Raw genomic sequence first — 12744 nt, 5'->3', positions numbered from 1 at the left:
TTTTACCGTTTTCAGCCTCTTGCAACCAAACGCGCGCAGACTCTGCCGCGCCTGGCCGGCCCGGCGGTCAGGCCGTCAGACGGGTAAGCGCCTCGCGGTACTTGTCCGCAGTCTTCTGCGCGACGTCTGCCGGAACGGCTGGCGCCGGCGGCTGCTTGTTCCAGCCGGTGGACTCCAGCCAGTCGCGAACGAACTGCTTGTCGAAGCTTGGAGGGTTCTTGCCTTCCTCGTAGCTATCGGCCGGCCAGAAGCGGCTGGAGTCGGGGGTCAGCACCTCGTCCATCAGCGTCAGGGTGCCGTTTTCATCCAGCCCGAATTCGAACTTGGTGTCGGCGATGATGATGCCGCGCGTGGCTGCGTACTCGACGGCTGCGCTGTAAAGCGCGATGGAAACGTCGCGCACCTGGGCTGCCAGCTCCTTGCCGATGATCGCCTCGCATTGCTCGAACGAGATGTTCTCATCGTGATCGCCTACGGCCGCCTTGGTCGACGGAGTAAAGATCGGCTGCGGCAGCTTGGCTGCTTCCTTCAGGCCGGCCGGCAGCTGGATGCCACAGACAGTGCCGCTCTTCTGGTACTCCTTCCAACCGGAGCCGACGATATAGCCGCGCACGATGGCCTCTACCGCAACCGGCTTGAGGCGCTTGGCAACGACCGCACGCCCTTCCACCAGCGGCAGCTCTTCAGCCGGCACCACGTCCTCGACCTTGTCGCCGGTGAAGTGATTGGGAATCAGGCCCTTGAGTTTGTCGAACCAGAAGTTGGAGATGGCGGTCAGGATCTTGCCCTTCTCCGGGATCGGCTCGGCAAGGATCACGTCGAAGGCCGACAGGCGATCGGTGGCGACCATGAGCATGCGTTTGTCGTCGATCTCGTAGAGGTCGCGAACCTTGCCCGAATAGATCTTCTTCAGGCTGAGGGCGGTGGGAGTGGTCATACGCAAATTTCCGCGGTTGGCAGGTCGGCAGAAACGAAACAGGCGAAACCATGGGTTTCGCCTATCCGTGTTCGTGTAACGGGCAGCTCGCAGTCAGCCCAGGTTGTCCTTGATCAGACTGAGCACCCGACGGGCGACGTCCGCTGGAGCGACAGTGTCGATGCTCTTGTCCAGCGTTACCTGGACGCCATTGCCGGCACGTGTCAGGCGCACCTGATAACGCTCGGCCCGCGCCTCGATCTCGTCCTTGTCATCACCGCCGAACAGACGACTGAAGAAGCCGGGCTTGTCAGCGGGATCGTTGGCGCGCTCGCTGAGGTTCACGTAGTAAACCCCGAGGCTGCGATCCAGATCGTCGACCCGTACGTCTGCGGCCTGAAGTGCGCGGCCTACGCTCGACCAGGCGCGGTCGAAGTCGCTATCGAGCTGCAACAGCGGATTGCCACTGCCATCCTGGGTCAGATTCACGCGGCTTGGCGCGTCGAAGTCTCGTTCGGCCAGCAGCGATACGGAGCCGCCCTGACGGGCGCTGCGGTTCAGGCTGGCCTGCAGCTCGTCGAGCAATACCCGATCAAGCTCCTTGTTGCTGGAGGTTTCTGGCCAGGCCACCTCGGCGTTGCTACCAGCCGGGCGCTTGACGCTGACGACGAAGATCTCGCTGGTATTGCGCTGCACGCCAGGCTCGACACGAACCCGCACGCGCGTCTCGCCATCCTGGATACCCAGATTGCGTACCAGCGCTTCGTCCAGCTGAGCTGCGGTCTGCCAGGCGGTAGCGAATTCGCCGGTCTGGCGACGCTCGTCGGCGATGCTGAAGCCCTTGTCGGTGAAGAACTGTCGCGCCGCGATCCACACCTGAGCGGGAGCGTACTGCGCTACCAGCCAGCGGGAATCGCCGGAGGACTGCACGCTGAAATCACTGATATCTGCCGCCACCTGCAGGCGCTGCGGGCGTGGCACTTCGTACTTGCCTGAATGGCTGCTGTCGGCAACCTGGCGTGGGACCGGCAGCAGCGGGTCGAGCGGACGGATCTCGCCATCGACGGCAACCTGCATCGGTGCAGTCTGGCGGGCGGATAGGTAGTCACTGCCGCGGTCGCGGAAATATCCATCGTCGCCCCACAGCCAGCCGCAGCCACTGGTTGCAGAGATCATCAGGGCAAGGGTCGAGAATCCGGCCAGTCGCTTCATGCGTATTCCTTTGTTGTTAAGCCAGCACGCCGGTTTGGCGCATCGCCTGGCGCAGCGGTTCCTGGTAGCTCTGGCTCAGCCAGGTCAGCGGCAGACGGATGCCATTGCCCATCAGGCCCATCTCGTGCAATGCCCACTTGACCGGGATCGGGTTGGCTTCCAGGAACAGAGCGCGATGCAGCGGCATCAAACGCTCGTTGATCGCACGGGCAGTGGCGGCATCACCGGCCATCGCCGCAGCGCAGAGGTCGCTCATGGCGCGCGGCGCCACGTTCGCTGTGACCGAAATGTTGCCCTTGCCACCCATCAGCATCAGCTCGACAGCGGTAGGATCATCGCCCGAATAGACGAGGAAATCCTTGCTGACGCGGTCCAGTACTTCCTGGCCGCGCTTGAGGTCACCAGTGGCCTCTTTGATACCGATGATGTTGGAAATCTTCGACAGTCGCTCAACCGTATCCGGCAGCATGTCGCATACGGTACGGCCAGGTACGTTGTAGAGAATCTGCGGGATCGCCACGGCCTCGGCGATGTGCTTGAAGTGCAGGTACAGGCCTTCCTGGGTCGGCTTGTTGTAGTACGGGGTCACCAGCAGACAGGCATCTGCGCCAGCAGTCTTGGCATTTTCGGTCAGTTCGACGGCTTCGCTGGTGGAATTGGCGCCCGTGCCGGCGATGACCGGGATCCGGCCGTTGACCTGATCGACAACGCGCCGGATCACCTCGATGTGTTCGGCGACGCTCAGCGTGGCCGACTCACCCGTGGTTCCGACAGCAACGATTGCATTGGTGCCTTCCTGCAAATGGAAATCCACCAGTTTGCTCAGGCTGTCCCAGTCCAGACCGCCCTGCGCATCCATGGGCGTGACCAGCGCCACCATACTGCCCGCAATCATGCAACCACTCCTGCCGGATAAATAAAAAGAGGCGTAATGGTACAAGGCTCCCCAGCGCTTTGCGAGTAGCGTGAAGCACGCCGCACGAAGCAGGCCGACGGTGTCCGAAACGCACGCGGCAAGGACCTCCATCGGCAGCGCGCATTCCCTCCGCCGTCGCTTTTCGCTACCCTTAGCCGTTTTCGGCTTGGCTGGCCGACCGATTCACCACCGCCAGGAATGCTGCATGTCCACCCCCCCTGTACCCCGCGAACAATTTCTCGTCATCAGCGCTCTCGGCGCCAACCCGATGGAGCTGACCAATGTGCTCTGCCGGGCAGCAAACGAGAACCGCTGCGCAGTCGTCAGCACACGGCTGACCCGTCACGGCGAATGCAGTGCGCTGGTTCTGGAAGTCACTGGCAGCTGGGATGCGTTGGCCCGGATGGAAACCACCCTTCCCGGCCTGGCAAAGAAGCATGCCTTCACGTCCAATGTGGTACGCAGCGAAGCGCTGGAAACCCGTCCGCAAGCACTGCCTTACGTCGCCTATGTGAGCGCGGCCTTTCGCCCGGACATTCTCAATGAACTGTGCCAGTTCTTCATCGACCACCGCGTCGAGCTGGAGAGCCTGACCTGCGACACCTACCAGGCCCCTCAGACTGGCGGCACCATGCTCAACGCCACCCTGACCGTCACGCTGCCGGCTGGCACGCAGATCAGCTGGCTGCGCGACCAGTTCCTCGACTTCGCCGATGCGCTCAATCTCGATGCTTTGATCGAGCCTTGGCGCCCGCAGAATCCTTAAGACCTGATATCAGGAGTCAACATGGCCGTTGAAATCGACCGTCCCGTTCCTCCCTTCCAGGTCCAGGCCACGAGCGGCCAGCTGGTCGATCTCGAGTCGCTGGCCGGCAAGCAGGTGGTGCTGTATTTCTATCCGAAGGACAACACGCCCGGCTGTACGACCCAGGGGCAAGGTTTTCGCGATCAACACCCGGCGTTTCTCGCCGCCAACACGCTGGTCTTTGGCGTCTCGCGCGACAGCCTGAAAACCCACGAGAACTTCCGCACCAAGCAAGGCTTCCCGTTCGAGCTGATCAGCGACAAGGACGAGCAGCTGTGCCAGCTATTCGACGTGATCAAACTAAAGAAGCTGTATGGCAAGGAGTATCTCGGCGTGGACCGCAGCACCTTTCTCATCGACCGCAACGGCGTATTGCGCCAGGAATGGCGTGGGGTGAAGGTGCCGGGCCACGTGGAAGCGGTCCTTCAAGCGGCACGAGCATTGAACGACGCATGAAAAGAAAGGGCTGACCCTTCGGGTCAGCCCTCCCCATCTCATTCGCCTGGGGCAACCACCACCGCGGCGGGCTCCCGCGGCCAGGCATAGAGAACAGCCTTGAACAGCGTTGCCAACGGGATAGCGAAGAACACGCCCCAGAATCCCCAGAGGCCACCGAACAGCAGCACCGCGCAGATGATCGCGACCGGGTGCAAGTTCACCGCCTCGGAGAACAGCAGCGGCACAAGCACGTTGCCATCCAGGGTCTGGATGATCGCGTAGGCCACCATCAGATAAAAGAACTGGTCACCCAATCCCCACTGGAATATTCCGATCAGCGCGATAGGAATGGTGACAACGGTAGCGCCGATATACGGCACCACCACCGAAATCCCCACCAGCATCGCCATCAGAGCCGCATAGTTGAGCCCCAACGCGGCAAAGACCGCGTAGGACACCACGGCCACGATCAGGATCTCGATCACCTTGCCACGGATGTAGTTGGCGATCTGCAGGTTCATTTCCTGGGAGACCTGGGTGATCAGGCCACGCTCGCGTGGCAGGTAGCCCTTGATCCAGTCACTGATCTGCTGGCGATCCTTGAGGAAGAAGAACACCAGGATCGGCACCAGTACCAGATAGATCATCAATCCGATCAGCAACGGCAGGCTGGACAGTGAGGATGTCAGCACCACCTGGCCATAGCGTCCGATCTCGCCGCGCATGAAATCGATGCCACGCAACACCTGTTCTTCGGTGACCAGCTGCGGATAGCGCTCTGGCAGTAGCAGCAAGAGGGACTGCCACTCGACCAGCATGCGTGGCAACTCGTTGAACAAGGTCAACAGCTGCTGCCACAGCAGAGGCACGATAAACAGCGTGCACACCACCATGACCCCGATGAACATCAGGAATACCAGCCAGACCGCCAGCAGATGCGGTACGCGCAGCCGCTCCAGCGTACCGACCAGGCCCTGCATCAGGAACGCCAGCACCAGCCCGGCCAGCACCGGCGCCAGCATCTTGCCCAGCGTCAGCACGGCCGCAAAGGCAAGGAACAGCAGGACCGCAAGAACAACCGCCTCCTCATCGGAGAAGTAACGCTGCATCCAACCGCGAAGTACCTTGATCATGTATTTCCTCGAAGCGAATCGTCAGGCCTTGCGCAGCCAGTAGCGATAAACACCATCCTCGACCTCCTCACGCAGCAACGCGTGACCGGCCAACCTGGCAAAACTGCGAAAGTCCCGCTGCGAGCCCGGATCGCTGGCGATGACCTTGAGGACCGCACCACTGGCCAAGCGGTTGAGCTCCAGCTTGGCCTTGAGCAACGGCATCGGACAATCGAGGCCCACGGCATCTACTTCAGCATCGTGTACGAGCGACTGCGATTGTTCGTCAGTCATGGTTCGCCTCCACAGAAAAGCCTCGCAGCATACCTAGCACACCAGGCCTCTGGCCAGCCGGCCAAGGTCAAGGCTACAGTAGCCGTTCTCACTTCAACGAGCCTGTCTGGATGAAACTGCTGCGCCCTGCCCTGCTCACGCTCACCTGCCTGCTTGTCCAGCCGGCATTGGCCAATGATCTGCCATCGCTAGGCGACGCCAGTTCGGGCATCGTTTCACCGGAACAGGAACATCAACTCGGCCGAGCCTGGCTCAGCCTGCTCCGCGGCCAAGTCAGGCAGCTTTCCGATCCGCAGCTCAAGGATTACGTCGAGAACAGCGTTTATCGCCTGGCCGAGACCAGCCAGCTACAGGACCGACGACTGGAATTCGTCCTGCTGGACAGCCCCCAACTGAACGCCTTTGCCGCGCCGGGAGGCATTATCGGAGTCAACGGCGGCCTGTTCATCCACGCCCAGACCGAGGCCGAATACGCCTCGGTCATGGCACACGAACTGGCTCACCTTTCGCAACGTCACTTCGCCCGCGGCCTGGAAGCACAGCAGCGCATGCAGCTGCCGCTGATGGCAGCCATGCTGGCGGGCGTCGTTGCCGCGGCAGCTGGCGCAGGCGATGCCGGCATAGCGGCCATCGTGTCGACCCAGGCCGCCGCGATACAGGCACAGCGCCGCTTCTCCCGACAGAACGAACAGGAAGCGGACCGCATCGGCATCGTCAACCTCGAGCGGGCCGGTTACGACCCCCGCGCGATGCCATCCATGTTCGGCCGGCTCATGCGCCAGTATCGCTACGATCAGAAGCCGCCAGAGTTCCTGCTGACCCACCCGGTCAGTGAGTCGCGCATTGCCGACACCACTAACCGCGCGGAGCAATACCCGCAAGGCGGCGCTCAGGACAGCCTGCGCTATCAGCTGATGCGTGCTCGCACGCAACTGAAGTTCGAAAGCACCCCAGGCGTTGAAGCAAAACGCTTCCGTGCGATGCTCAACGAAAACCCGGAAATGGACGCAGCCCGCTATGGTCTGGCGCTGGCGCAGATCAAGGCAGGCCAGCTGGCCGAGGCCAGCAGCAGCCTCGCGCCGCTGCTGGCTAAGGCGCCGGACGACCTTACCTACAACCTCGCCCAGGTCGAGCTGGACATCACCTCCAATCGCCTGCAGCAGGCGCAGACCCGCTTACAGCGGCTACTGCAGCTCTATCCGGGTAATTACCCGGTGCGCCAGATGCATATCGATCTGCTGATGGAGCAAGGTGAAACACAGCAGGCCGAACGCGAACTGGACAAGCTCGCGGAACAGCGTCGCCGGGACCCCGACATCTGGTATCAGGTCGCCGAAGTGCGCGGGCTGAGTGGCAATATCGTCGGCCTGCACCAGGCCCGGGCCGAGTACTTCGCACTGGTCGGCGATTACGATCAGGGCATCGAGCAGCTCAACCTGGCCAAACGCCGCGCCAGCAACTTCCAGATTTCCGCACGAATTGACGCACGGCAGAAGCAGCTGATGGACGAGAAGCGCATGGTCGAGGAAATGCTGCGCTGATCGACGGAGGCGCTGAGGGTCGATCAGCGCCGCGCCAACCTCAGGCGTTGCCAGCCTGCTTTAGCCGGGCAGCCTGAGTGAAATCGAGCATACGCTTGAGCGGCTTGACGGCCCGGGGTATCAGCGCTGGGTCGACGAAAATCTCGTTGCTTCCCGCGCGCAGGCATTCCAGGGTTCGCTCGAGGGTGTTCATCGCCATCCACGGGCAATGCGCGCAGCTACGGCAGCTCGCACCCTGTCCGGCGGTGGGCGCTTCGATGAAAGTTTTCTCGGGGCAAAGCTGCTGCATCTTGTAGAAGATGCCCCGATCGGTCGCAACGATGAGCGTCTGCTGCGGCAATGTTTGCGCCGCCTTGATGAGCTGACTTGTCGAGCCCACTGCGTCGGCAAGCTCGACCACCGCTTGCGGTGACTCGGGATGCACGAGTATCGCCGCATCCGGATACAGCGCCTTCATATCGGCCAACTGCTTGGCCTTGAACTCTTCGTGGACAATGCAGGCGCCATCCCAGAGCAGGATGTCCGCACCGGTCTCGCGTTGCACGTAGTTGCCAAGGTGCTTGTCTGGCGCCCAGATGATCTTTTCGCCGTTGTCCATCAGGCTCTCGACGATCTCCAGTGCGCAACTGGATGTCACCACCCAATCAGCACGCGCCTTCACCGCCGCCGATGTATTGGCATAGACCACCACGGTGCGTTCTGGATGCTGATCGCAGAAGGCCGAGAACTCCTCCACCGGGCAGCCCAGATCGAGCGAACAGGTCGCCTCGAGCGTCGGCATCAACACGCGCTTTTCGGGGTTCAGGATCTTCGCCGTCTCCCCCATGAACTTCACGCCGGCGACCAGCACCGTTTGCGCCGGATGCTCGTTGCCGAAGCGCGCCATTTCCAGGGAATCGGATACGCAGCCACCGGTTTCTTCCGCCAGCGCCTGGATTACCGGATCGGTGTAGTAGTGCGCGACCAGAACTGCGTTCTGGCGCTTCAACTCCACAGCGATTTCACTGCGCAACTGCGCCTCTTGCTCGGGAGTGAGCGGCTTTGGCTGCTTGGCCGCCAGGTGAGCCTGCACGAGAATGCGTTCGGGTATCTGCGTCATGGTCGCGGGTCCTGCCAGCACGGAATTGCACGAAGCGCCGAGGTATGGCGGCGTGAGCCAGCCTGTTCGACTTGTCGTTAAGGACGGGAGGTGCAGGATTCAGACACGACTCCTGCCGTTCAACGGGGCAGGAATACTAGCCGAAGCCTCAGGAAAAGGGAAAGCGTGCGGGCTTCGAGCGCAGCAGGGCATTGCACCCCACAAATGAAACCGCCGGCTGGAAGCCGGCGGTTCTGCTGGATCACTCGCCCTTGAGCATGTGTCCACGTTCTTCCAGATTGATGTGCCACTGCATCGCTTCGCCCAGCAGGTGCGGTGTCTGACCACCCTTCTTGCAGGCGTCCTCGAAGTACTTGTTGAGCACGTCGCGGTAGGACGGATGCACGCAATTGTCGATGATGACGCGCGCACGCTCACGCGGAGCCAGGCCACGCAGGTCAGCCAGCCCCTGCTCGGTCACCAGAATCTCCACGTCGTGCTCGGTGTGGTCTACGTGAGCGACCATCGGCACGACGCTGGAAATGTTGCCACCCTTGGCGATCGACTTGGTCACGAAGATGGCCAGGTGAGCGTTACGTGCGAAATCGCCCGAGCCGCCAATACCGTTCATCATCTTGGTGCCGCCCACGTGGGTGGAGTTGACGTTGCCGTAGATGTCGAACTCGAGCGCGGTGTTGATGCCGATGATGCCTAGACGACGCACCAGCTCCGGATGGTTGGAGATTTCCTGCGGACGCAGCACCAGCTTGTCCTTGTACTTCTCCAGGTTACCGAACACGCGATCGTTGCAACGCTCGGACAGGGTGATCGAGCAGCCGGAAGCAAAGGTCATCTTGCCGGCGTCGATCAGCTCGAAGGTGCAGTCCTGCAGCACTTCGGAGTACATCACCAGGTCTTCGAACGGCGAGTCGATCAGGCCGCACATTACGGCGTTGGCGATGTTGCCAATGCCGACCTGCATCGGGCCAAGGTTCTTCGCCATACGGCCAGCAGCCACTTCGCTCTTGAAGAACTCGACCAGGTGATTGGCAATGGCCTGGGTTTCTTCGTCCGGCGGCGTGACGGTGGAGTAGGAATCCGGCTGGTTGGTGATGACGACTGCGGCAATCTTGGCCGGATCGACCGGAATTGCGACAGTGCCGATACGGTCGTCGACCTGGGTCAGCGGAATCGGACCACGGTTCGGACGCTCGCCCGGGAAGTAGATGTCGTGCAAACCTTCAAGGTTCAGGTTATGTGCCAGGTTCAGCTCGATGATCACCTGGTCGGCGAACATGGCCAGATTGGCCGAGTTGCCCACGGAAGTGGTCGGAACGATGTGGCCCTGCTCGGTAATGCACAGCGCCTCGATGATGGTGACATCCGGACGCTTGATCTGATGATTGCGCATCTGCTCGACGGTATGCGACAGGTGCTGGTCGATGAACATGACCTCACCCTGGTTGATCGCCTTGCGCAGCACCGGATCTGCCTGGAACGGCATGCGGCGTGCCAGCAAGCCGGCCGAAGCCATCTTGCCGTCGAGATCGTTGCCCAGACTGGCACCCGTCACCAGGCTGATCTGTAGCTTCTCGTCCTTCGCGCGATCAATAAGCGCCAGTGGCACGGCTTTGGCTTCGCCGGCACGGGTAAAACCACTCATGCCAACGGTCATGCCGTCGCGAATAAGGGCAGCAGCCTCGTGGGCGCTCATGACCTTGTTCTGCAGAGAGGACAAGCGGATACGATCAGAATACATTTGAGCCTCGAACCAACGGAAAATCGGAAGGGCGGCAGTCTATTACGTTTAAAAACGCTTGAGCCACCTACTAAGGTCGTAGAGAAAAACGCTTCTTATGACCGAACGCAGGAGCGCTCAGCAACGCAAAATTGCGGCCATTAAAAAAGCCGGACGCCCTTACGGGTCTCCGGCTTCTTGTGCTCCCCAGGGAGCGATCTGGTGGGTCGTGTAGGATTCGAACCTACGACCAATTGGTTAAAAGCCAACTGCTCTACCAACTGAGCTAACGACCCAATGCGGGGCGCATGATACTGATTTGATTGATGAAAACAAACTTTTTTTTAAAAAAGTTTCGCCTGATGCTGCATGCATCCATCATGCTGTCGCGCTAGAAATAGCGCGTGGGGTCTGTCACTCCAGCCTCAGCAAAACCGGCCGCACGCAGACGGCAGCTGTCGCACTTACCGCAAGCACGCCCGTCAGCGTCCGCCTGATAACACGAAACTGTCATCGCGTAATCGACGCCCAGGCGGATCCCTTCCTGGACGATCTTCGCTTTGCTGAGCTGCTGCAACGGAGCCTGGATGCGGAACCCCTGCCCTTCAACTCCGGCCTTGGTGGCCAGATTCGCCATATGCTCGAAGGCGGCCACGAACTCCGGCCGACAGTCCGGATAGCCGGAGTAGTCCACTGCATTGACGCCGATGAAGATATCACGAGCACCGAGGACCTCAGCCCACCCAAGCGCCAGCGCAAGGAAAACAGTATTGCGTGCCGGTACGTAGGTGACAGGAATCCCCTCGCCGACCGCCTCAGGTACGTCGATACGCTCATCGGTCAGCGCAGAGCCACCGATGCCGTTGAGGTTGAGCCCGATAACCTTGTGCTCGACCACACCTAACTGCGCAGCAACTCGCTCGGCAGCCTGCAGTTCGGCACGATGACGCTGCCCGTAGTCGAAGCTCATCGTATAGCAGGCATAACCCTGATCACGCGCCATCGCCACGACCGTGGCCGAATCAAGCCCGCCCGACAATAGGATGACTGCTTTCTGCTCACTCATTTCACGATACCCTCGAGCTGAATAGGCGAACCCGCCAGCGACGCAACACCCTCAGTGGCCAGGCGCGTCGTTCCAGATGATCTTGTGCAGCTGCAGCTGCAAGCGCACCGGTAGGTTGTCGGCGACGATCCAGTCCGCCAGCGCACGGACATCGACCTGGCCGTGGCTTGGAGAGAACAGGACTTCGCCGGCGCGCCGATCCAGACCATATTCGATCAGTTTGCTGACCGCCCAGTCATAGTCTTCGCGCGAGCAGATGACGAACTTCACCTGATCGTTGCGCGTCAGAGACGCGATGTTCTCGTAGCGATTGCGCGCAACCTCCGCGGAACCCGGCGTCTTCAGATCCACCACGCGGCTGACTCGCTCATCCACCACAGTAATATCGAGTGCACCGCTGGTTTCCAGCGACACCTCATATCCCGCGTCGCACAAACGCTGCAGCAAGGGCACGCAATTGGGCTGGGCCAGCGGCTCCCCGCCCGTCACGCAGACGTAACGGGGTTTGTAGGCGGCAACACGCTCGACGATGGCGTCGATGCTCATCAGCTCACCACCGCTGAACGCATAGGCGGTATCGCAGTATTGACAGCGCAGGGGACAGCCGGTCAGGCGAACGAACACAGTAGGCAAGCCACTGGTCCGCGTCTCCCCCTGCAGCGAGTAGAAAATCTCGGTAATTCGCAGGGTCATATCAGCCACGGGCGTGACGGCTAAACAGGCCATCCGCCTCCGTTGCGGGAAATAGGGGCGGCGATTCTAACGAAAAAACCCGCCCAATGGGCGGGTTTCGTCGTGATTGCCGATTGGATTCAGCGATTGAGCTGTCGCTGGGCCAATTGTGCTGCGGACGTGTTCGGGTATTGGGCGATGACCTGCCGCAGAATACCTTGAGCCTTATCCCGGTTACCCAGGCGGATCTCGACATCGGCCAGCTTGTAGAGTGAATCCGGCACTTTGTTGTGTTGCGGATAAGCCTGGCTGACCCGAGCAAAGGCCTGACCTGCACCTTGCAGATCGCCCTTGGCCAGGTTCACCTCACCGAGCCAGTACTGAGCGTTGCCGGCGTACTGACTGTCAGGGTACTTTCGCAGAAACGCCGCAAAAGCCTGGCTGGCCTTATCGAAATCTTTCGCCTTGATAAGATCGAAAGCGGCATCGTAGTAGAGCTTCTCCTGGGCAGGATCGCTCGAGCCGTCCTGCGTCTGGCCGGAGGCAGCTGCAGGTGCACTATTGTTTCCGGCTACGGATGGCGCGTCGCGTGAAGGCGTCGACTGATTGCCCGCAGCCACGGACCCACTCGACAAACGTCGATCCAGATCCTGATAGCGTTCCAGCCCCTCTTGTTGCAGGCGCTGAATCTGATTCTGTTGTTCCTCGAGCATGCCGCGCAATTGCGCGATCTCTTCCTGCATCTGCTGCAGCTGCATGAAGAGCATGCCCTGCGCCGAAGATGGAGCAGCAGCTCCACCTCCGGCATAGGCACCGTCACCACTCGGCGCGGCGGTGGAATAACCGGAGCCGCCACTGGCAGCACCCTGTTCGTAATCCACAACCGGCACTTGAGCCACCGCATAGAGCGGCAGGCCGAGCACTGTAAAAGTCAGAGCGTGGCGGTACTTGCGCAT

The 12744-nt window shown here is 61.0% G+C and carries 13 protein-coding genes and 1 tRNA gene; 3 read left to right on the top strand and 11 right to left on the bottom strand.

The features are described from left to right. Positions 1-67 precede the first annotated feature (67 nt). From EA798_RS06205 to dapA, 3 genes are all read right to left on the bottom strand, one after another. Complete coding sequence (locus EA798_RS06205) at positions 68-937, bottom strand: phosphoribosylaminoimidazolesuccinocarboxamide synthase (RefSeq protein ID WP_106158133.1); 870 nt, start codon at positions 935-937, stop codon at positions 68-70. Between the two features lie 93 nt (positions 938-1030). After that, a complete protein-coding gene (bamC, locus tag EA798_RS06200) occupies positions 1031-2128 on the bottom strand; it encodes an outer membrane protein assembly factor BamC (protein WP_106158132.1) in 1098 nt (365 codons plus the stop codon). Between the two features lie 16 nt (positions 2129-2144). Next, positions 2145-3023 carry a 4-hydroxy-tetrahydrodipicolinate synthase gene (dapA, locus tag EA798_RS06195; RefSeq protein WP_106158131.1) on the bottom strand — a complete coding sequence of 293 codons (879 nt, stop codon included), beginning with the start codon at positions 3021-3023 and terminating at the stop codon, positions 2145-2147. A 226-nt stretch (positions 3024-3249) separates the two neighbouring features. Between dapA and EA798_RS06190 the strand changes: the two genes are divergently transcribed. Further along, entirely contained in the window at positions 3250-3810 is a 561-nt protein-coding gene (locus EA798_RS06190) for a glycine cleavage system transcriptional repressor (protein ID WP_015276376.1), read from the top strand. Between the two features lie 21 nt (positions 3811-3831). Further along, positions 3832-4305, top strand: coding sequence for a peroxiredoxin (locus EA798_RS06185; protein ID WP_106158130.1), 474 nt, complete (start codon positions 3832-3834; stop codon positions 4303-4305). 38 nt (positions 4306-4343) lie between these two features. Here EA798_RS06185 and EA798_RS06180 read toward each other — a convergent pair whose 3' ends face one another. Beyond that, the gene (locus EA798_RS06180; RefSeq protein WP_106158129.1) at positions 4344-5420 is read right to left on the bottom strand and encodes an AI-2E family transporter; all 1077 of its coding nucleotides are present in this window, start codon (positions 5418-5420) and stop codon (positions 4344-4346) included. A 21-nt stretch (positions 5421-5441) separates the two neighbouring features. Continuing rightward, on the bottom strand, positions 5442-5693 hold the full coding sequence (locus EA798_RS06175; RefSeq protein ID WP_106158128.1) for a sulfurtransferase TusA family protein: 252 nt from the start codon (positions 5691-5693) through the stop codon (positions 5442-5444). A 110-nt stretch (positions 5694-5803) separates the two neighbouring features. On the opposite strand from EA798_RS06175, the gene EA798_RS06170 reads away from it, so the two are divergent. Beyond that, positions 5804-7234 carry a M48 family metalloprotease gene (locus tag EA798_RS06170; RefSeq protein ID WP_122098399.1) on the top strand — a complete coding sequence of 477 codons (1431 nt, stop codon included), beginning with the start codon at positions 5804-5806 and terminating at the stop codon, positions 7232-7234. A 40-nt stretch (positions 7235-7274) separates the two neighbouring features. On the opposite strand, the gene nadA is transcribed toward EA798_RS06170, so the two are convergent. The 6 genes from nadA to ybgF form a co-directional block, all read right to left on the bottom strand. Next, positions 7275-8333 (bottom strand): quinolinate synthase NadA, encoded by a 1059-nt coding sequence (gene nadA, locus EA798_RS06165; RefSeq protein WP_106158126.1) that lies wholly within the window; start codon positions 8331-8333, stop codon positions 7275-7277. Between the two features lie 241 nt (positions 8334-8574). Then, positions 8575-10071, bottom strand: coding sequence for an acetyl-CoA hydrolase/transferase family protein (locus EA798_RS06160; RefSeq protein WP_122098398.1), 1497 nt, complete (start codon positions 10069-10071; stop codon positions 8575-8577). Positions 10072-10270: 199 nt separating this feature from the next. Then, a tRNA-Lys gene (locus EA798_RS06150) sits at positions 10271-10346 on the bottom strand. A 95-nt stretch (positions 10347-10441) separates the two neighbouring features. Further along, positions 10442-11116: a 7-cyano-7-deazaguanine synthase QueC gene (queC, locus tag EA798_RS06145; protein ID WP_122098397.1), complete on the bottom strand. Its 675-nt coding sequence runs from the start codon at positions 11114-11116 to the stop codon at positions 10442-10444. Between the two features lie 51 nt (positions 11117-11167). Further along, on the bottom strand, positions 11168-11809 hold the full coding sequence (gene queE / locus EA798_RS06140) for a 7-carboxy-7-deazaguanine synthase QueE (protein ID WP_204156815.1): 642 nt from the start codon (positions 11807-11809) through the stop codon (positions 11168-11170). A 119-nt stretch (positions 11810-11928) separates the two neighbouring features. Next, on the bottom strand, positions 11929-12744 hold the full coding sequence (gene ybgF / locus EA798_RS06135; RefSeq protein ID WP_122098396.1) for a tol-pal system protein YbgF: 816 nt from the start codon (positions 12742-12744) through the stop codon (positions 11929-11931).

The sequence above is a fragment of the Pseudomonas songnenensis genome (assembly GCF_003696315.1).
Lineage (GTDB): Bacteria > Pseudomonadota > Gammaproteobacteria > Pseudomonadales > Pseudomonadaceae > Stutzerimonas > Stutzerimonas songnenensis.
This window is presented reverse-complemented; position numbering and strand designations above follow the sequence as displayed.